Genomic DNA, 20,126 nt, shown 5'->3' with positions numbered 1-20,126 from the left:
CATGCGGCGAAATGATTTATCCGGTATTAGCTACCGTTTCCGGCAGTTATCCCAGTCTTACAGGCAGGTTGCCTACGTATTACTCACCCGTCCGCCGCTAAGTTATTTCGGAAGCAAGCTTCCAAAACAACTCCGCTCGACTTGCATGTATTAGGCACGCCGCCAGCGTTCGTCCTGAGCCAGGATCAAACTCTCCAATAAAGGATGAAAGCATCACTTATCCAATGGACGGGATCTTTCATCCCAGGTGAAAGGAAGTTTTACCAATGGTAAAATCTCTTTCAGCTAAGATGTTTGACTTGCTCATTTCAAAACTGACGAGATCAGATTTGCATCTGACTCTATTATTTAGATTTCACTTCCGTGAAACCCGCTCACTCGTTGTTCAGTTTTCAAAGATCAACCTTGTTTCGCGTTACGGCCTTCAAAAGTGCCGGAAGACTAATATATCATGCCGATAGGCTTCATTGCAAGAAGTAAATCCTTCCATTTAGCTTACCGTCCAACCGGTTCATCCGGCAGGAGTATTAATATAACATATCAGCCAAGCTCATTTCAAGGCGTAAGTTTTTCCAACTTACTGCTTCGATTGTTTGCTTCTCCGGTTGCAGTTGGCTTATTATCGCTCAATTGGCCGGAATATTAATATACTACTTTCACAAGCTTCAAGGCAAGAAGCAAATCCTTCCTCTTCGCTTACGTTCCAGCCATTTCGCGGCTGGATGATTAATATATCATGTCCTGCAGAGATCAACAAGTATCACATTTCTCCACTAATGGTAAACCATTCCCTAGCAAACCGCTTATATAATAAATCGATATCTAATAAATAGAAGCCTCCCGTTCATCGGACAATCAGTTTTTCTATTGAAATCACATAATTGGAGCCATAATGAAGTATCGAAAACAGAATAATTCAATTGGGAGGCGGTTATACTACGTACATTCGGATTTGGCACTATTTATAACCAGACGGGAGTGCTGATAAATGAGCAACACTGAAAAACGCGGACACGTAGAATTTCACTCGTCTGTAAAGCTGACGGCTGATTTACCTACTGATAAAAATATGCGGGAGCACCTCGATGAACTGAAGATGAATGACGGTTTTCAGGGATCCTGCACCACAGTATCGCCGAATGCGCTCACGAATCGAAAGGTAGACGAGGCTGATGAATGAAAACCTACAGTCCATAATGGACTGGCTCGATAATCATATCGGCGGAAGCCTGCATATTCGCAAGATTGAGCAAGGAAATACAGACGAGGTCCAACTGAAGCTGGAACATAAGGGCATACATGATGATCATACTCATGCATTAGATGGTTACACGGGCGAATCGGTGTTGATTTTGCGAGGAGAAGGTCGGGTTATTCAGCCGGGTGGTACAGAGCTTCCCCTGCCTGAGAATACATTTCTAATCCCGGTGGAGAAAATCATGCAAACCCGGATGAACAGCCAGACGATGACGGTGGAGACAGAGCGTGCACGTTACGACATTAACGAATCCGGATAGGAACAGCATTTTTCAAAAATCACTCCCGAATAGCGGATACGCCTGCGCGAGGGAGTGATTTTTATTTAATTTCAATATTCCCTCTTATTTCATATGCTACGGAATGAACATCGCCTTCAGTTATTAAGTGACTCCATATTACGGCTACTCCTCCTCATACTCGTTCCGATAATCTGCGGATGGATGCGGCTACCCGGTCCGGTCGATCTTCTTGCACATAGTGCGAGGCATCCTCTAAGACCTCGGTTTCATTCATCGGAAAAAAGGTTTGCCATTGTTTAACGGAACCAAGCGCTTCGGGGAATTGCGCCGCAGGCTGCATCCGATTAGTCCGAAGACGCTGACAGACCGGTTGCGGTTGTTGGAGGAGAAAGGAATTGTCACCCGCACGCTCTACCCTGGCGTACCGCTGCATGTCCAGTACGACCTGACCGAATCCGGTCAGGGATTGCAGCCGATTTTCACCGCCATGTGGACGTGGAATCAGCAGTATGGTAGCTATTTGCGTAACGAGACGGTCGAAACGGGGAATGAAGCGGGACATGGCTGAAATGTTAAAGAGCAGAGGGACCCCTCCACATCGGACGGGTCCCTGCTTCATTTCGACTTGGCTTCGTTAATCTTCTTTAGATATGGGGGTATCGTTAGGGATATGTTTTTCCCTCGATATCATTTTCTGAATCCTTCTCTATTACATACAAGGACGGTACTCGCGAGCTCCGTCCTTGTATAGCATATATAGAAATGCTAAATCAACGACGCGAGAAGCTGCTCAAGACGATCCAACGTCTGGTTGCCACCTTCAACTGCACCGAATTCCCTCACGACATAGTCACGCTCTTCCGCAGTTTTAAACAGCATTCGCATTGTAAGGACTGTCTTATTTCCTTCTTCCATTAGAGTAAGAGTTGTTTCGAATTGACCGGGGCTATCAACCTCCCCATCACCGGCGGAATAAACCAGCCGCTCAGGCTTTTGTACATCAATAAATACGTTATGATTCGGGTAATCCACCCCGTCAGGGCCATGCATGATGTATTTCCAATGACCTCCGGTTTTCAATTCGTACTGCTGGAGTGTAAGAGTAAAGCCCTTTGGTCCCCACCAATGTACTAAATGTTCAGGCTGCGTCCATGCTTCCCATACCAGTTCACGGGGAGCACTCAACGTGCGATGAATAACGACTTCCCGATTTTCAACGTTTACAGAAGTTTGATTGGCATTGCTTTTCAACATATAAATTACCTCCAAAAATTAATTTTTTCCCTTGTCGGGCTCACTGCTCCCTCTCTCTTGCTGCATTTGCAAATACTGCTCCAACCGATCAAATCTGTCTTCCCATGTACGGCTAATCGACTTGAGCCAATCCTCCATTTCCTGAAAAGGCTCTTTACGTAACCGGTAGATCCGTCGGTTTGCTTCCGCCTGTACCTCAACGATTCCGGTATCAAGCAAGACGCGTAAATGTTTCGAAGCCTGCGGCTGCCTCAGATCAAGCTTTTCACTTATGTCACCAACTGTTAGAGGTCCAAGCTTCAGCAGCTCAACAATTTGAAAGCGGTTAGGCTCAGCCAGGGCGCTGAATAAGTGTGCATTCATCGATACCAGCTTCCTTCCAATTTGTATGCTGCGTTATCTTACGCTTTAAATATACCCCATTAGGAATATTCCTGTCAAGGAATATATAACATCCCTTATTAGAGTTATTTTCTAAAGTAAAATAATAAGGTGTTGTTTAAGCATGACCGCATTCCCTCGAGTCCAGAGCAGTAAAATTGTCATTACGCGCCTAGCACCGGACCGAATTGGGCCAGTTGAATAACGATTCCGAGGTACACCAGCACAAGCTGTATCAGTCTCAACAACAAGCTGCTTTATAATCAGGCAGCAACTTAAGTCCCCAGCCTTCTGGCCGCCTGCTTATAATCAACTAATTGAATTAACGTTTCAAAATTTCCCGGTAACCCCAAACAGAAAACAGCCATCTCCTCCCCAGCGGATGGAAATGGCTGTTATGACGGTAACGGATCGGACGTGTTTTTCGTCAGCGCGCCCTCGCGAGCTTCGTGCCGCGAATCGATGCCGCAGCGTATACGGCAAGCGCTGTCCAGATGAGCGCGAAGCCGATGAGAAGAACCGGCGAGACCGCTTCCTTGAACACGAATACGCTCAGTAACAGCATGATCGTCGGCCCGATGTATTGTACGAAGCCGAGCGTGGACAGCGCCATCCGGGCAGCCGCTCGCGCAAAGAAAAGCAGCGGCAGCGCTGTTACCACGCCGGAAAGAAGCAGTTCGACGAACGTGGACACAGGTAGCGTCCATACCGTCGTCTTTCCCGCGGCGGCCAAATAGATCCAGTAGCTGAGCGCAATGGGCAGGACTACAGCCGTCTCCGACAGCAGGCCTACAGAAGCGTCTTGTCCGATCTTCTTCTTCGCGAGTCCGTACAAACCAAACGTCGCGGCCAGTGTGATTGAGATCCATGGGAATCGTCCGTAGTCGATGGCGATGATGAGCACCGCGGCGCCAGCGATGGCTATCGCGAGCCATTGGCCACGGTTTGGCTTCTCACGAAGAAAGACAACCGCAAGCAGTACGTTCAGTAACGGATTCAAATAATAGCCGAGACTTGTCTCGACCACATGGTCGTTGTTGACCGCCCAAATGAAGATGAGCCAATTAGCAGCGATCAGCAGTCCGCTAGCGGTGAGCGACAGCAGGAGCGAGCGGCTAGCCGCAATCCGCTTTATGTCACCCCAGCGACGCTGGACAGCGACGATAATACCCATGAAGACGAACGACCAGACAACCCGATGTGACAGAATCTCGCCTGCCGGCACACCGTTAAACAATTTCCAATAAAGCGGGAGAACCCCCCACATGATATACGCGATAATCGCATTGACCAACCCATTGTTCATAATCAATTTCCCTCTTCTCACTCCGATGTCTTTACGGATTATACGCCCCCATCATCGTTTAAGTAAAGGGATAATTATTTTGGCCCACAATAATAAGCTACGGTGCTGTTTCCATATCGACATCCTCCTTTTACTTTGTTTTATCCGTCATCTTTTTCATGGCCTTGTTAACTTCTTGGTCAACAGATTCTTGATAGATGTCAGCGTAAGTTTTTGAATCTTTGATTAGATCGTCGCAGAAAGCCGCTACGTCACTGCCCGTCACTTCTAGCACACCTTTCCCCAAGGCCGCGCCCTCTTCAAAGAGATCGATAATCCCCGAGAGCAAACCCGTCCCGTCGGTTAGCTCAACAGGTCCCACCTTAAAGAGATATTTTTGAATCTCTTTATAAGCCATCTGATAATCTTGCGGGAGCGCTTTGACACGCGCCATGTGCGCACGCCACTCTTTTTTGCCTTCGATGATATCTCTTATTCTCATTTCGCCCTCCTATTTACCTAATTTTTTAGCGATACTATTGTTGAGCTGCTCGCGCCACTTGTCGCGAATAGACTTTGCCCCTTCTTCGCCGGCCAGCGCTAAACAGAAGCCTTTGATGTCGTCACCCAACACTTCTTGGACACTCTGACCGTCCGCTGCCGTTTCTTCAAACAGGTCAAGTACACCATCAAGAATTGGCATGAGGTTGCGACCGGTGAAATCTGAGTGCGGCCAAAGATGGATATTAATTTTTTCCCATGCCGCTTGATAATCAGCCGGCAGCTTTTTGACTCGCAATTCAAAAGCTTTCAAATCCTTGGTGATGTCACTACCGGTGACTTTTTCCCAAAAATTCATTATTTTAGCTCCTTTAGCTCAATAATTTTTGATGATACGAACTCCCACTTTTCCCAGAACTTCTGCAGCTCCTTGCGCCCTGCGTCATTGATCGCGAAAAACTTTCGCGGCGGTCCCATGTCGGAGGGCTTCTTGGTGATCTCCACCAATTTGTTTTTTTCAAGCCGGATCAGGATAGTGTACACCGTTCCCTCCACAACATCTGTGAAGCCTAAGGCGTTCAGCCGTCGTGTGATTTCGTAGCCGTAAGTTTCTTTGCGGCTTATAATTTCAAGGACACAGCCTTCAAGCACGCCTTTGAGCATTTCCGTTAGGTTTTCCAACACAATCGCTCCTTGCTATTCTGTGTGAATGGTATGAAGTGATACTTACTACCGCTATAAAGTAACACGCAGTAGCCGCTTTGTCAATGTCGTTTACACTAATACGAATTTTACATTTTCAACTACACATATCGTTAAAACAAAAAAAGCCGCAGTTATGCGACTTTTAAATGTGTCATCCGTGCGGGTTCCATTTCAAATTTCCCATTGCGGGTTCCAAACTACTTCCCATAAATGTCCATCGGGATCTTGAAAATAGCCAGAATAACCACCCCAGAAGGTATCCTGCGCCGGGACTGTAATAGTAGCACCAGCCTTCTTCGCCTCTTCCATTACCTGATCAACTTCTTCTTTGCTGCTTACATTATGACCAAGAGTAAATTCAGCAGGGTTAGGGTGAGACTGACTAATATTCGCGTCAAGGGCGAGATTTTTACGTTCAAAAATTGCGAGTCTTAAGCCTGCTTCCAATTCGAAAAAGGCAACGGCACCATGTTCAAATTCTTTACCAATAATACCTTCAGTAGAAAATCCTAGACCATCTCGATAGAATACTAAGGATCGCTCCAAATCATCTACCCCAATTGTAAGAACTGTAATTCGTGGTTTCATTTAGTCCTCCCTACACATTTAATAAGAATTATTATGATAGTCTTTACTTTAACAGGCTTATTACACTTATTGATTGTAAAAATCGGACATACTGCCAAACTCTCTGATAGCAACACTCAGTGAATCACCATAAAAGCGTTTGAAATCATGTATCATATGTGCTTGATCGAAATAACCATGATCATAAGCAAGGACATGGTCTTTACCTAACGAATTTGTTATGTCATTAATGACTGCTTGAAACCTAACAATTTCACAAAATCGCTTTGGACTAGTTCCGATCCATCGATAAAAGATACGGTTCATTTGACGCGTACTTATCACTTCTAATTCGGACAGTTCCTGTATTTTAGCTTTTCCTTTTGTCACAAAGATGTTATGCAGTAAATTATTTATTAGAATATCGTCTACTTTTGGTTTGTTAATCAGGAAAGAGATCATAAACTCTTCCATAATCTTAACTTTCTTTTTGAACGAGGGCTCTTCAAAAATCCGATTTTCAATCTCATTAGTCATACTTGCCCAAACTAAATCTAGATCGATATATGAATTAGAAAAATCTGTTTGTGGTATCCCTAACAGTGAGTAGATTCCACCTGGGAAAAAGCGGATTCCAAACTTTCTCACAGGACGATGCTGATCGTAGGTTATCGTAAAAGGCTCGTCAATGAATCCATAAAGCAAAGTCCTAAACTCATTTTTCTTAAGATCATGTTCAAATATAATGTCACTGCAGCCGTCTGGCAACACCCGATCGATACTATCCTCATGAAGCGATTCGAAAGATTTAGCAGAACCCTGTTCCTGACTTCCTATAATCGGTTCACTGAACCAAAAACAGGACACATACGGTGCTAGTATCGGGGAAGGAGTGGTTTCAATATATTTATTTGATGCTACTCTACCGTTTGCTTGTTTCGGCTGAAATAGAGTATGGATTTGCAACTGCAAGAAGATTGTCTCCCTTCAAATACTATATTGGAGCATACATTATCAGCCCGTGAAGAACCCGGGTTTGAAGCGGCCCCACGCTATGAATGCCGTCAGCTTTACATTTTGCACTTATAACAATGTAAGGCTCTGATTTGTGACATCGGACACGAACAAATGAGAAACCTTGCATGGCATGTTTAATTAGCGGTTTTTTCGTACCCGTTTTTTTCTATATAATATACTATGGTTTGCAACAAAAAACCTCTTCCAAGTCCAACAAACTTAGAAGAGGCTGTGTAGCGGCTTATTTCGTTCTATTAATTTAATCAGCACTTCGTCTAAAATTCCAGCGGCTCCATCGTTTTCAATCTTGTCGCTTGAAATAAACCGTTTGCCAACAGAGGCGCGAACCGGGCCGCGCTTGGCAGAAGCTGCTGAACGGCAGGCTTACTCATGAGCCATTGCAGCAGGCTGCCCCATCTTAAAGGGCTGGCGAATTCCTGCCGAATCGCTTGCGTATAGCGTTGTTCCCATTCCATGGTGTTGGTTTTTGCTGGAGATAGACGGGAGCGATAGCAGCTTGCGTATCGTGCACGGGCACAGCTGTTGCAAGCCGCTCGGCGAGTCTCCGATTGCGTTGAATCGCCGCTTCCAGAATGGACAACACCGATTTGCCCGCCTTCATAAATTCGCTGCGGTTAAGCAGCGCCGCAGCATTCACGCTGCCATCCTCAACTGGGCATAATCCTAAATATCCACCTTGGAAAAAATACATCTCAATAACCGGTTCCATCTTTAGGCCGGCATAATGTGTCTTAACTCCAATGTAGGCTTGCTGGCACGAAGCGGCTGCATCCGGACGATGTTCTGCATTCGCCATCCGCGAATTCGCACCCCAGGCCGTAATGACAGCCCTGGCACGGAACAGTTTTGCATCCGTCCCCTGTCTAGCTCGAACGGTATACCCTTTTCCGTGCTGCTCAATTCCCGTAACCGTTGTAGATAAGTGCAGCTGTGCTCCAGTCTGTATTGCGGCTGTATGCAGCGCCTCATCCATCATGTATCGGCTAAGACCCCAGGCAGCGCCAGGGATCGGCAGCTCGATTTCACCGCCCTGCTCGAAGATGAGCTTAGCCCGTTCAATCCGCGCCGGATGAAGAGACACGACCGTCTCGGTTAATCCAAGAGCGTGCAGCGTGCTTTGGGCTTCTGGTGAAAGGAACTCCCCGCACACTTTGTGACGCGGGAAGTTCCGCCGGTCGATCAAGGCCGTCTCCCACTGCTTTTCCGCTAGCGCCTTAGCAATACAGCTTCCCGAGATGCCTCCCCCGAGGACGATGACATCCACATTATGCATCAATTCGATCAGCTCCGTCCGCTTAAATATGAATCTGGCTTACCGATCACCACTGCATAACGGAACAACGGTCTCCAGGAATACATGAGCTGATGGATTCCCAACGCCTGCTTCAGGCGCTTCCAATCCTGCGAGCGGAAGCCTTTGGCCACGGACAGAGGGCCGTCATTCAAGATATACCTGTTCGATGAAATAGCCCGGGTTGCAAGCCATACCGCCGTCCAAGCGATCCAATGCCGATGGATATCATTCACGACAACGCCAAGCCGGGCCGCCCGCAGCATGCTTGCAACGGCATGGGGCAGCTCTTCCTCTGAAAAATGATGCAGAAGCTGTGTGCCTGTCACGATATCCGCGCTCGCCTCAGGGAGCGTAAACAAATTGCCGCGTATGACCTGAACGCGCGGCTCATCAAGATACAATTGGCGCGCTTCGGCGCAGGCCTCTTCCGTCATATCGACTAACGTAATCATCAAGGCAATGCCTTGCCGAGATGCCCACTGCAGTACGCGCCGATTCACATCACCGGAGCCTGCTCCGACGTCCGTAATGGACAACTGCTTCGGTTTGCCCGCCGCTCGCCACAGCTGCTTAATTCCGTATAGCGTTGGCGCGCTTGCCGCGAACAGCCGATTCAAGCGGCGAAGCTCCTGCAGTGCCTCGCGAAGCTCCTCGCCGCCACTTGTGAAATCATCCATGAGCTCTGCCGCCGACGCCCGACGATGCAGCTTAGGAAACATAATGCGCATTCTCCGTGCGGCGCTTGGATGGTACGCTGGAAGCAACATAAGTAATTTTGATCATCTCCGCCGTTAACCCTGGGCCGAAGGCTAGCGCAATTCCGGATGCCCGTTCTTTTCCTTGCTCCTGCAGCTGTTCCCTCATTTTCTTCATGACGAACAAAATCGTGGCGGAAGATACATTTCCAATGTCTCGCAGGACACCAAGACTTGGCGCAACCTGTTCATCCCTCAGACCATATTTTGATTGCAGCGCTTCGACAATGCCTTTGCCTCCTGGATGAATTGCCCATAATTCGGGAGGCTCGTCACCACCGAGATGCGCTATTTCAGCTGGAACATGATCGCCAATCAATTTCGGAATATTCGGGGACAGATATAGATCAAACCCATCATTGCCGATCTCCCAAATCATTTCATCAGCACACCCAGGCAGCAGCACCGAACGATCATCGCCAAGCTGGTAAACATGCTGATGCTGCGAAGATGCCACGCCAATTACGCAAGCCGAAGCTCCATCGCCGAAGAAGGAAGCGCCGAATAAAGCTTCCCGATCCCCGGAAGGCTGAATATGGAGAGTGCACAATTCCACACACACAATCAATACGTTCGCATTCCGGTCCCCGGACACCAACTGCTTCGACAAGCATATCGCCTTCATCCCGGCAGCGCATCCGATGAACGTAAGCGGGATTCGCATAACCGAAGGCACAAGCCCTAACTCTTGAACCAAGGCAGCATCGATGCCCGGAAGGAATTGCCCGGTACAGCTAACCGTGATCAAATGCGTGATCTGCTCGGCAGCCATCTTCGCCTCCGCTAAGGCCGCTCTCGCCGCAGATAAAGCGAGGGGGACGGATTCCCGCTTATAGACCGCCATCCGTTCTGCCGTCGACGGTACTTTCGAACGATCTTCTTGCGGCAAATAACGGCATGCTGAGGCTTCTTGCAGCAGTTCCGGTTCGCATGTATACCGGCTCTCTACACCGCATTGCTTAAATATTCTTCTGGCCCAACGGGCTGAATCCGGGTTACTGCCCAGCGCGTCAACAATCCGTCGTGCCGTGTCAGCCTGGTCCATGCGATAAGGCGGCAACGCGGTACCGATACCTGTGATAGCAATCATTGGTCTTACAGCTGCCATAGCATCCTTGCCTCCTTAATATACGTTTACGGCTCCAACTCTACATTGCTTTAAGTTCATTCCAAAGCCGTTCTCATCAGCTTACCCATCTTATGAACGTGACAAAACCCAGCCCGGTTCGACTGGGTTTTGTCTATAGTAGATGCCTGGGGCTTCCCAGATGGATTAGACTTCTCACCCGCTTATTCTATGGTTTCCGCGGACTCTGGTGTCACAGCCGCCAAGGAAGTGAAGTAAGCCTGAAACTTCCGGTTCAACCATAGAGAAGCTGCAATAAACAACGCTACGCCAATAAGCTCGACGGGCTGGTGGATAAAATCGGCTAGATGCGTTCCGATATAGGAAATGCAGAATACCATGACTCCTTTGCCTAGAACGACGGCTGCCGCAAAAGGAACCGTCCGCATTCGCGTTAATCCCGCTGCCATGTTAATGACAACGAACGGTCCTATCGGGAGCAGGCTTAAGAGAAAAACGAAGCTAAATCCGTTCCTCTGCGCCCACACCATCGCCTTCTGTACTTTCGGTTTGGCCGCCCAGCGCCGAATAAAGAGTGTATCCGACGCTTTGCGAATCAACCAGAACGTTAGCAAGCTGCCCGTTACGAGGCCGATCCATGAGTATAAAAATCCCGGCCACAACCCATAGATGGCTGCATTAGCGCCAACGATCACGATGGTAGGCAGTGGCGGAACGAAAGATTTCAGAAAAGTTAGCAATATACCGGGCAGGGGTCCCAGCGAGCGGAAACGTTCTAAAAAGAGTTCGATGTTTTGCTCCGTAAAATACTCCATTATGCTGATTTCCGCGCCAAACATTGAATGTGATCCCTCCTATAACTCCAAGTGATTTACATTATACTATAGATCACTAATGGCATTATTTTGGAACATTTGCATATTGCTTGGTTTGTAGGAAGCGTCATTTCAATATCATGTTTTGATGACGACTATTCGACCAACTGGGCTAAACCCTAACATACATCTCCCGCCCCTTACGAGCCGATTTCTGCTGGTTGAGACAGTGATTGGTTACCAGTGAGATACTGGACTTTAGTCGAGGTCAACTACCTCCCATGGTCTATTCCGGTTCACTGAGATTTTCATTAAAATATAGTCAAGTTTTCTTGGAGGAGCGATGGATAATGAATTACGAATATAAAATACGGAGGGAACTTGCCGACTGGGAGCAAAAAATGTTCAAACCGCCGGGATGGCTGGAAAAAACATCGAAAACCATTGGAAATCGAATAAACCACTTCATTCCGCCGAAGGTACACGACATCATTACGACGACCATCCGGTCAATTGTACGCACAGCCTTATTCGGTGCAGAATATACGCCTAGCCGTTCGGTAGAACGCTCTCCTGACCTCGAGTCTGCCGATCAAGATGCAAAAGAATTGTTTGCGCTGTATCAAAAAATCGCAGTTGCCGAAGGTGCCGGTACTGGAGCAGGCGGCATTGTGCTTAGCATGGTTGACTTTCCGGCATTAATAGCGATCAAGATGAAATTTTTATTCGAGCTAGCGCATGTTTATGGCTATGACACCAAACACTTTTCCGAGCGGGTGTTCATTCTAAAGGTATTTCAGATGACGTTTTCAGGGCCTGAAAATCGTGCCAGGCTGCTCTCCTCCATCAAGAATTGGCATCTTGAAAAAGAACAATGGCTCTCCGACGCCGATTACTCCCGCAATATGGACTGGGAGACATTTCAGATTGAATATCGCGACGCGATGGACTTCCGGAAAATGCTGCAGATACTGCCCGGGATCGGCGCTTTCGCGGGAGCATGGGCGAATTACACCATTCTCGAGGAGCTGCGCGAATTCGCCATGAACGCATACCGGCTTCGCAGGTTGCACGATGATTTCGCGGTTTTGGGATGATAAGCTCTCTCCTCTCTACCGCGAAGGATTTCCGGTTCTTAAGTATGAAGCAAAATTTCGATTCTTGTTCCGCTACGCAGCTCACTTTCAACATGGATTTCCCCTCCATGCGTCTTCACGATATCGTGCGCGATGGCCATGCCGAGGCCGGATCCTTTGTGCAGCTCGCCCGTACTCGTTCCGCGATAGTATCGGTCGAAAATCCGTTCGAGCTCTTCTTTTTTGATTCCTGTACCGTGATCCTCGACAGCGATGCGCACGAAATCCCTTTCTTTCTCGACACTGACTTCAACGGCCACATCCTCATCGTTATGGACGACCGCGTTGTAGATCAAATTAGCTACCGCACGACGAATCAGAATATCGTCAGCCTCCACGAGGATCATTTCATCGCTGTATCGGAAATCGATATTCCGGCTGCCATACCGGGTATCGTTTAGCGTATCGATGACAGCGTTCCGGACGAGGCTGACAATGTTTACGCTTTTCAAATTAAGCGTCAGCCCCTTGTTTCTCAAACGGGTGGAGAGGTTCAGATCCTCGATCACGTCTTTCAAATAATGCGACTTACGTTCAATAATTTCCGCGTAATCCCGCATTTCCTCGGCCGTAAAATCATAATCCTTGTCCCGCATCATTTCGGCGTACCCCTGAATCGAAGCAAGCGGCGTTTTGATATCATGCGAGATGTTGGCGATCCACTCCTCTTTCATCCGGTCCAGCTTCTTCCGTTCCAATTCGCTTGCCTGCAGCTCCTCCGTCAGAACATTGACATTGTAAAACACGTCCTTGTAGATGCCCTTCGTTTCGTAGCGCACCTGGTAGTTTTTATGGGCCAGCTGTTTAATCCCTTCAATGAGCGCGGACAGCGGCCGGGTTAACCTTTTGCTGAACAGATAAGCGATACAGAGGGCGATGAAGCCGTCGACGCAAAGCACGGTAAGGATTCCGACTTGAAGGAACCGTCCGACCTTCCGGATATCATAGGTAAGTATATTCCGCTCCAGATAAGGGTTCTGAAAGCCAATCAAATAACTGTAGCGTTCCCCGTTCCCCTGCTTTTCCCCGATAAAAACGGTCGACATCAGTTCTTTTTCCATATACTTGTACGTTTGAACGACATCCATCGGCGTATATTTGGTTTTGGCTTCAAGCGGCACACGATAGCCATAGATTTGCTTGCCGTTTTCGTCCAGAATTTGAACCCAGGCGTCATTGCGCTCTAGCGTTTCCTTCCCCTGCCCAGTAATGGCCATTCCCGATTCGGACATAAAGATTTCTTTTCTGAATGAGCGGGTGATGGCTTCGGCTGAGGCATCTCCTTCTTGGAATGGGTATTGAGGAGATTGGCTCTGTTGTATAAATATCCCGGCTACGACTAAAATGTTTATGAAAATGACGATGACGACAATCAGAACGACGGATGCCAAATATCTGCCGGTCAGCCGCCATTTCATTGCACCGGCTCCTCCACGGCAAGCTTATATCCGAGACCCTTCACGGTCACCAAATATTGCGGGCTTGAGGGATCCTCCTCGATCTTCTCCCTCAGCCGCCGAATATGAACCATGACCGTGTTGTCAAAACCAAAGGAATCCTCCCCCCACACCTGATCGTACAGGCTTTCCTTGCTTATAATCCGGTTCGGGTGCTTGAGCAAATAACTTATCAGGCCAAGCTCTTTCGGTTTAAGCTCAATCATTTCACCGTTTTTCCTCAGTTCCAATGTATGTTCGTCAAACTCGAATGGGCCGGCCTTTAGCGTGTGTTCTTTCTTTACCTCATCCCGCGCAGACTCCGTTCTTCTGAATCGGGCTTTGATCCGGTAAGCGACTTCCTTCGGACTGAACGGTTTGGTGATATAATCGTCACCGCCGATGGCAAATCCGAGTATTTTATCGATTTCCTCGTTCTTGGCCGACAAGAAGAATATCGGCACGTTCGAAACGCTGCGGATTTTCTTGCATACATCATATCCCTCACCATCCGGGAGCATGATATCTAAAATGACGAGGTCAGGCTGCTTGTCCTGAAACCGAATCCAGCCTTCTTCGGCGGAAGAGGCGGCATACACATGCTCAAAGCCTTCCTTATGGAGCACGGTTTGCAAAAGCTTAACGATATCCTCCTCGTCGTCAACGATGAGTATTTTTTGACTTAGCGGCAATCGATTCGATCTCCTTTCTATAAGCAGGGAAAAAGACCGGCAGCTAAAACCTGCCGAGTCTTCAGTAATCATCTTCCCCGCCCTTCCCAATACTATAACCATTTATCGAAATGGGCAAAATTGGCCAGAGACTCTATTATTCTTCGCCGAAAAATTTCGCCAACGGGTTACCGATCTTTTTATCTGTTGCGACATGGCCTGTTTTATTCAAAACGTAATACTGATAAAAGTTGCCGCTAAAACCGAGCGACTGCAGCATCTGCTCCGCAAATGGCTCGACTGCGTTGTCGCTCAATGCGTCACCGTTCCAGAAAAAATGCAGCAGCAGGCGGTTTTGATTATAAGGATGCTTAATGACGTATGCGCCCGAAGATGCTTTCTGATTCATCATACTTTTCCAGTCGAAACCGATGGCCTTCGATTTCTGGATGATGCCGGGTTTAAGCGCCTGGATGAGTCCGTTTGTTTTCGCGCTGCCGATGGCAATGATATTGCTGGTTGCGAGTTTCTTTTCCAACTGCTGCTTCAGCTTCTGCCGGTCGGAAACGACCTCGTATGGAATGCCCATGATTGTCAGAGTCCCTTCAAGCTGTGTCAAGATTGTTTGCTGCTGCTTTTTCGCTTTGCCGCCAGCCTGATCACTCACCACGATCGTGAGCGGTTCGCCTTGCAGCGCCTTATCCACTATGCGGCTCATCGTTTCCGCCGGAAGATTCGCAACTTGGATCAGGGACGAATGGTACGAGATTTTAAACTGTTCATGCCAATACGAAGCTTCCTCCGCCTCAGACAATCGGTATTCGGGCTTTAGAGCAAACTGCGGATCATGCAGCGCTTTGTCCATTTCCTTTCGCGCTTCCTCTCCTAGCGTATCCTGGATTGTGTGCAGCAACCCGCTGATCGTCGCGTTTTTGTACGCGTACCGATTGAAATATTCCTGCATGAACGCATCGAATTTCTCCTCGCCCACCATGCGGTACAGCTGGTAGATGGCCTGGCGTCCTTTTTTATAAAAGACCGGGCTGGTCTCGCCCCCCACTTCCGTATTGTTTGAGGCGATCGGCTTGTCTAAATAAGACAAATCATCGATCTGGATCGTTTTGAATCCGTTCAAGTCGTCGCCTTGTTTTTCCGCAAAATACACCATCGAGAAATCGGCAAATCCTTCGTCCAAAAACGATTCTGCCTCAGAGTTGTTGCCGATTAAGGCATGGAACCATTGGTGGGCGATTTCATGTACGAACACATAATCATGCGCCGGATCACTGTTGGGCCGGATTTGCCCCATTTGGATGACCCGGGCAAACTCGACCGCCACACCCTCTACGTACGACTCCGCGATCCGGAACTCAGGGTAAGGATATTCCCCATATTTTTCACTAAAAAATTGAATTGCCTTAAAAGCGGTGTCGATGTATTCATCGACGAGTTTTTTCTTGTCTGGCATATTGTCAAAATAGTAATATTCAACCGTCAAACCGTCGCGCGTTACGCGCTCAACTTTATAATTCGGGCTGGCAAAAAAGACATGCTCCCGGGTGTTATCGGCATCGGCGGTAACGACTTTCCGGCCGGGCTCTTTCGGGTCCGCCTGCATGGTGATCGTCCCCGGCATCAGCACTTGATAGGCTTCCGGCACATTAAAATGCACTTCGAAATCCGATGAATTGTAATAATCGGTTTCAAAGGTCTTGCTGTACGGCTTGTTGTCCCATTCATGTTTGTTCTCGTCGTAGACCGACATAACCGGGAACCAATGTGCGCCATTGATGATGTCTTTGTAGTAGGACAGGCGCTGCATGCCATAAGGGATTTTCACTTCAAAGCCGATTTCGACTGTGACCGCTTCGCCAGGCTTTAGTTCTTGCTGCAATTTAACGGTCAATGCTTGATTGTTGTTGGAGAAAACCAAGGGTTGTCCGTCAACTGCCGCGCTCCAAATGTCGATGCCGCCCAGAAAGTCCTCCGGCTTCTTCTGTGGATTTTCCTTCCGGATCTCCTCGTTGTTTCGCTCAAACATAGATGTTTGCGTCGCCTTGGACCGGTTGGCGTCGGCAAACGTATGGAAGACGATCTCCCGCAGCGTATCATTGGACGTGTTCCGGTAGGTTACGGTCTCACTTCCTTGGATGCGCATATTCTTCTCATCTAGCTTTGCATTGATTCGATATTGGACCTGGGCATGCGCCTGCGCCATTGCTATGGTTTCCGCAGTTGCGACGGCGGCTGGTTGTGCAAGCGCTTGGCCAGCGCCTACGACCGGACTGGCCGCCAGTGTAAAAGCCAGCGAGTAAGCCAGCGTTTTTTGTGAAACAGATTTGAAGGTTATTCGATACATTGTATTCTCTCCCCAGTAGACATCTTTAGTAGACTATATTCGTTGACTATATTCGTTTCCCCGTATAAAGAGCTTATTTCCCGGCACCATCCAGCTTTTGCTTCGCTTGTCCAGGCAGCTCGCTGGGCTGAACTTCCTGGTAGGAGCTTACATCATTCCCTTTCACATAAACTCTCAGGTACGCATCTTGACGCAGTTCTTTGGATGCTGTAAAGGTCAGGCTTTTTTCCTTCCCGTTAGAATCAAAGCCCTCCAGGGTGTATTCGTAAGAAACATACTTCTGTCCACTGTCCGACTTATCTTCGATTCTCTTTCCGTCTTGGTTAATCTGCACGTAATATTGCTCCGCACCGATTCGGTTTAAATTCACGTTTTGAATGAATACGACGAATCCGACCAGAACGATCACAACAACCGCTAAAGCGATAAATCCCTTTTTCATTCCGTTCACTCCTTATTTTGTATTAGTAACAATTTTGCAGTACGCATGTACAGTCAAGAAATAATAGATCAGGTAAATACAAACATAGACACCCATACAGCTCACGACGGGAACGATCAGATTGGTCATCATCAGCTTCGACAATGCCGACAGGGCGACAGCACAGTGGGCAATTCCGAAAGCCAGCGGCAGGGCAAAAATGAATAGCACCTGTTTGGCAACGGTTTTGCGGATTTCCCGTTTTTTGACGCCGATTTTATGCAAAATCACATAACGGGCTTTGTCGCTGCCGGCTTCCGTCAGCTGCTTGAAGTAAATGATGCTGCCCGTCGCCGCCAGGAACACGAGTCCGAGGAATCCGCCCATAAACATCAAGAGGCCGGAGGATTCCATTCCCCGCGAATAAACGCTGTAATAGCTTGAAAGCCCGGCTTTCTCCGGTAAAATCTCTTCCAGCTGCTTTGTCAGCTCTTTCGCCTTGTCCTGATCGGTGATGCTATAGGCTTCAACAGCCATGTATTTGGCATTCGGCTTAAGCTCTGCAAACATGTCATCGCTGACCACTATGCTTGAGTAGACCGTTCCAAGATTCAGCACATTGTATTTTTTTAATGTTTTGAATTGTATGGTTTTATTAATCTCGTTTCCTTTCAGCTTGATCGACGAACCGATGTATTTCGGCGAGATGCCTTCCATAAAAACCGGCTCGAGCGCAGCCGCCTCGCTACCTTCAAGGCTTACGACATCGTCCCGACCCTGCAGCTTGGCTAATCGGTTAAAATCGCGGTTCGATATGACCGTAAACGACTGCTCATCCGATCCTTGAACGTTATTCAAGCCGGAGGTGTCGGCATCCACCTCGAGGAGAGGAATAGACTCATGGTAAAGCACTTTATGCCCCATTGCCTGCCCGATCGCCTGATCGGCTTTTCCTGTGGCCGTAGCGTCCACACCGATAAACATATAGCTGTTCGGATTCGCAACCGCCGCGTTCGTCCGGGTGTTGTAATACGTGCTGTATGCCGTTCCAACCGCTGTCAGCGTCGTTGCGCTTAACACAGCGATGATCGTGAGTGTCCGCGCGTTGCCTTTCATCCGGTACAGCAGCTGGGAAGTCCCGATCAGGTTCAGTCCACGCCAGTAGCTTTTTTTGTGTTTGCGGGCCAGCTTCAGCAGCGTAACCGTCAACGTGTTAAACAGCAGATATGTGCCCAGGATGACGGATATTAAAATAACGAGCGGAGTCAGCATGAAGCCGATCGCAGCCCATGCCTTGGACGTAAGCATATTTTGCAGCGCAAGCCAGTAGCCGAACCCGATTAGCGCTACGGACAATAACGCAATGAGCAGGGAAGACTTTGGCTCTTTCTCACGCTCTTGATCTGCCATGAACAGCTCGATCAGCTTGAACCGGTAAATCAAGCGATAGCCTTGGACCGAAGTGATCAGCGTGATGATCATGAACACCAGGAATGTATTCAAGATCGCTGCCGGGGAAATGGAGAAATCCGCCACGACGGCGTAACCCATCACCTTCATCAGAATCATTACAAAAAAACGGCTAAGTACCGCTCCAAGCGCAATTCCGACGATCAGGGCCAGAATCCCCATCAGGAAATTTTCATAAAACAGCATCCGTCCGATCTGTTTTTTACGGACACCAAGCAGCGAATACAGCCCGACCTCTTTTTTGCGTTTCCGCGTGAAAAACGAATTCGAATACCAGATGAACACCGCCACGAAAACGATCAGCACGACCGCTGCCCCGCTGAACGCCGAGCTGATCTTCTGCGATCCTTCCGATGCGGATGCGATGGTGCTGTCGTATTTCAAAGACACGAACGTAAAATATATGACGATACTGAATATCATCGAGGCGAAATAAAGAAAATAATTCGTGAAGTTCTTTCGGATGTTCTTCCCGGCGATCTTAAATAGCGTCATGATGGCCACCTCCGAGCGTCGCCAAAACTTTAATAATCTGTCCGAAAAATGCTTGTCTCGTCATGCCTTCCTTATGGAGCTCTTTGAACAGCCGGCCGTCGTTGATGAAAATGACCCGCTTGCAGAAGCTCGCTGCATAGGCGTCATGCGTAACCATCAGGATGGTCGCTTGATGGTGCTGGTTTAGCTTGCTCAAGCTTTCCAGCAGACCGGTCGCCGATTTCGAATCGAGCGCGCCAGTCGGCTCGTCCGCCAAAATCAAGCTCGGATTCGACACGATCGCCCGAGATGCCGCAGCACGCTGCTTTTGTCCCCCCGAAATGTGGTATGGGTACTTATCGAGAATCTCGCGAATGCCAAACGTATCGGCGATTTCCTCAACCCGCTTTTCGATTTCAGCTGCCGGGACTTTGGAAAGGGCCAGCGGAAGCAGGATGTTTTCCTTGACCGTCAATGTATCAAGTAGATTGTAGTCCTGAAAAATAAACCCGAGCTTATTCCGACGGAAATCGGACAGCTTCTCCTCGTTCATAGCGACGATGTTTTGCCCGTCGATCGTAATCTCACCGGAGGTCGGCGTATCGATCGTCGAAAAGATGTTCAGCAGCGTCGACTTCCCCGCTCCGGATGGGCCCATAATGCCGACATACTCCCCTTCTTCAATGCTCAGATTGATGTTTTGCAGCGCCGTATATAGGTTTCCTTTTGTGCCAAAGGTTTTGTTCACGTTGTTTGCTGACAGTATGGTTTTCATGGTTACACTCCTTAAGCGTTGAATTTCTCGAATGTAAATCCAATCTTAATGGTCGAAGCTTACACCATGTTAATCGCAACCTTACAGCAACCTTAAAATTATGCAAAAACCCTCAAGGCGCGCCTTTACAGCGTTCCTGAGGGTTATTTATTCGTAACCATCCAAATTATAATGAACTCTAATAGTTCTTATACAGATTTAAT

General features: G+C 48.2%; 22 protein-coding genes and 1 rRNA gene. 4 read left to right on the top strand and 19 right to left on the bottom strand.

Annotated elements, in window-relative coordinates:
• A 16S ribosomal RNA gene (locus GNP95_RS13110) occupies positions 1 to 201 on the bottom strand; the annotation flags it as partial.
• Positions 202 to 988: 787 nt separating this feature from the next.
• On the opposite strand from GNP95_RS13110, the gene GNP95_RS13105 reads away from it, so the two are divergent.
• The 3 genes from GNP95_RS13105 (at position 989) to GNP95_RS13095 (ending at position 2,067) form a co-directional block, all read left to right on the top strand.
• Entirely contained in the window at positions 989 to 1,180 is a 192-nt protein-coding gene (locus GNP95_RS13105) for a hypothetical protein (protein ID WP_155611292.1), read from the top strand.
• Between the two features lie 16 nt (positions 1,181 to 1,196).
• Complete coding sequence (locus GNP95_RS13100) at positions 1,197 to 1,517, top strand: hypothetical protein (RefSeq protein WP_155611291.1); 321 nt, start codon at positions 1,197 to 1,199, stop codon at positions 1,515 to 1,517.
• Between the two features lie 274 nt (positions 1,518 to 1,791).
• A complete protein-coding gene (locus tag GNP95_RS13095) occupies positions 1,792 to 2,067 on the top strand; it encodes a winged helix-turn-helix transcriptional regulator (RefSeq protein ID WP_230873793.1) in 276 nt (91 codons plus the stop codon).
• 197 nt (positions 2,068 to 2,264) lie between these two features.
• On the opposite strand, the gene GNP95_RS13090 is transcribed toward GNP95_RS13095, so the two are convergent.
• The 12 genes from GNP95_RS13090 to GNP95_RS13035 form a co-directional block, all read right to left on the bottom strand.
• A complete protein-coding gene (locus GNP95_RS13090) occupies positions 2,265 to 2,753 on the bottom strand; it encodes an SRPBCC family protein (RefSeq protein ID WP_155611289.1) in 489 nt (162 codons plus the stop codon).
• Between the two features lie 18 nt (positions 2,754 to 2,771).
• The gene (locus GNP95_RS13085; protein ID WP_413773747.1) at positions 2,772 to 3,137 is read right to left on the bottom strand and encodes an ArsR/SmtB family transcription factor; all 366 of its coding nucleotides are present in this window, start codon (positions 3,135 to 3,137) and stop codon (positions 2,772 to 2,774) included.
• A 424-nt stretch (positions 3,138 to 3,561) separates the two neighbouring features.
• Entirely contained in the window at positions 3,562 to 4,440 is an 879-nt protein-coding gene (gene rarD / locus GNP95_RS13080) for an EamA family transporter RarD (RefSeq protein WP_155611287.1), read from the bottom strand.
• 130 nt (positions 4,441 to 4,570) lie between these two features.
• Entirely contained in the window at positions 4,571 to 4,921 is a 351-nt protein-coding gene (locus tag GNP95_RS13075; protein WP_155611286.1) for a DUF1048 domain-containing protein, read from the bottom strand.
• Positions 4,922 to 4,930: 9 nt separating this feature from the next.
• Positions 4,931 to 5,278, bottom strand: coding sequence for a DUF1048 domain-containing protein (locus tag GNP95_RS13070; RefSeq protein WP_155611285.1), 348 nt, complete (start codon positions 5,276 to 5,278; stop codon positions 4,931 to 4,933).
• A complete protein-coding gene (locus GNP95_RS13065) occupies positions 5,278 to 5,583 on the bottom strand; it encodes a PadR family transcriptional regulator (RefSeq protein ID WP_155611329.1) in 306 nt (101 codons plus the stop codon). Before GNP95_RS13065 ends, GNP95_RS13070 begins: the two co-directional genes overlap by 1 nt.
• A gap of 213 nt (positions 5,584 to 5,796) precedes the next feature.
• Complete coding sequence (locus GNP95_RS13060; RefSeq protein ID WP_155611284.1) at positions 5,797 to 6,213, bottom strand: VOC family protein; 417 nt, start codon at positions 6,211 to 6,213, stop codon at positions 5,797 to 5,799.
• A gap of 66 nt (positions 6,214 to 6,279) precedes the next feature.
• Positions 6,280 to 7,164, bottom strand: coding sequence for an AraC family transcriptional regulator (locus GNP95_RS13055; protein ID WP_155611283.1), 885 nt, complete (start codon positions 7,162 to 7,164; stop codon positions 6,280 to 6,282).
• A 463-nt stretch (positions 7,165 to 7,627) separates the two neighbouring features.
• The gene (locus GNP95_RS13050; protein WP_230873802.1) at positions 7,628 to 8,503 is read right to left on the bottom strand and encodes an NAD(P)/FAD-dependent oxidoreductase; all 876 of its coding nucleotides are present in this window, start codon (positions 8,501 to 8,503) and stop codon (positions 7,628 to 7,630) included.
• Between the two features lie 8 nt (positions 8,504 to 8,511).
• Positions 8,512 to 9,243 (bottom strand): methyltransferase domain-containing protein, encoded by a 732-nt coding sequence (locus tag GNP95_RS13045; protein WP_155611282.1) that lies wholly within the window; start codon positions 9,241 to 9,243, stop codon positions 8,512 to 8,514.
• Positions 9,233 to 10,387: a type III polyketide synthase gene (locus GNP95_RS13040; protein WP_155611281.1), complete on the bottom strand. Its 1,155-nt coding sequence runs from the start codon at positions 10,385 to 10,387 to the stop codon at positions 9,233 to 9,235. The genes GNP95_RS13045 and GNP95_RS13040 overlap by 11 nt, the downstream gene beginning before the upstream one ends.
• 182 nt (positions 10,388 to 10,569) lie before the next feature.
• A complete protein-coding gene (locus GNP95_RS13035) occupies positions 10,570 to 11,205 on the bottom strand; it encodes a TVP38/TMEM64 family protein (RefSeq protein ID WP_155611280.1) in 636 nt (211 codons plus the stop codon).
• 326 nt (positions 11,206 to 11,531) lie between these two features.
• On the opposite strand from GNP95_RS13035, the gene GNP95_RS13030 reads away from it, so the two are divergent.
• Entirely contained in the window at positions 11,532 to 12,278 is a 747-nt protein-coding gene (locus GNP95_RS13030; RefSeq protein WP_155611279.1) for an EcsC family protein, read from the top strand.
• A 38-nt stretch (positions 12,279 to 12,316) separates the two neighbouring features.
• On the opposite strand, the gene GNP95_RS13025 is transcribed toward GNP95_RS13030, so the two are convergent.
• The 6 genes from GNP95_RS13025 to GNP95_RS13000 all read right to left on the bottom strand — a co-directional run bounded on the left by GNP95_RS13025 (position 12,317) and on the right by GNP95_RS13000 (position 19,923).
• On the bottom strand, positions 12,317 to 13,735 hold the full coding sequence (locus tag GNP95_RS13025; protein WP_155611278.1) for a sensor histidine kinase: 1,419 nt from the start codon (positions 13,733 to 13,735) through the stop codon (positions 12,317 to 12,319).
• A complete protein-coding gene (locus tag GNP95_RS13020) occupies positions 13,732 to 14,445 on the bottom strand; it encodes a response regulator transcription factor (protein WP_155611277.1) in 714 nt (237 codons plus the stop codon). Before GNP95_RS13020 ends, GNP95_RS13025 begins: the two co-directional genes overlap by 4 nt.
• A 136-nt stretch (positions 14,446 to 14,581) precedes the next feature.
• Positions 14,582 to 16,783, bottom strand: coding sequence for a M1 family metallopeptidase (locus tag GNP95_RS13015; protein ID WP_155611276.1), 2,202 nt, complete (start codon positions 16,781 to 16,783; stop codon positions 14,582 to 14,584).
• Between the two features lie 73 nt (positions 16,784 to 16,856).
• Positions 16,857 to 17,225, bottom strand: coding sequence for a YxeA family protein (locus tag GNP95_RS13010; RefSeq protein WP_155611275.1), 369 nt, complete (start codon positions 17,223 to 17,225; stop codon positions 16,857 to 16,859).
• 12 nt (positions 17,226 to 17,237) lie between these two features.
• On the bottom strand, positions 17,238 to 19,169 hold the full coding sequence (locus GNP95_RS13005) for an ABC transporter permease (protein ID WP_155611274.1): 1,932 nt from the start codon (positions 19,167 to 19,169) through the stop codon (positions 17,238 to 17,240).
• Positions 19,156 to 19,923 carry an ABC transporter ATP-binding protein gene (locus tag GNP95_RS13000; RefSeq protein WP_155611273.1) on the bottom strand — a complete coding sequence of 256 codons (768 nt, stop codon included), beginning with the start codon at positions 19,921 to 19,923 and terminating at the stop codon, positions 19,156 to 19,158. The genes GNP95_RS13005 and GNP95_RS13000 overlap by 14 nt, the downstream gene beginning before the upstream one ends.
• Positions 19,924 to 20,126 lie beyond the last annotated feature (203 nt).

Source organism: Paenibacillus woosongensis (assembly GCF_009725165.1).
In the GTDB taxonomy this organism is placed as follows: domain Bacteria; phylum Bacillota; class Bacilli; order Paenibacillales; family Paenibacillaceae; genus Fontibacillus; species Fontibacillus woosongensis.
This window is presented reverse-complemented; position numbering and strand designations above follow the sequence as displayed.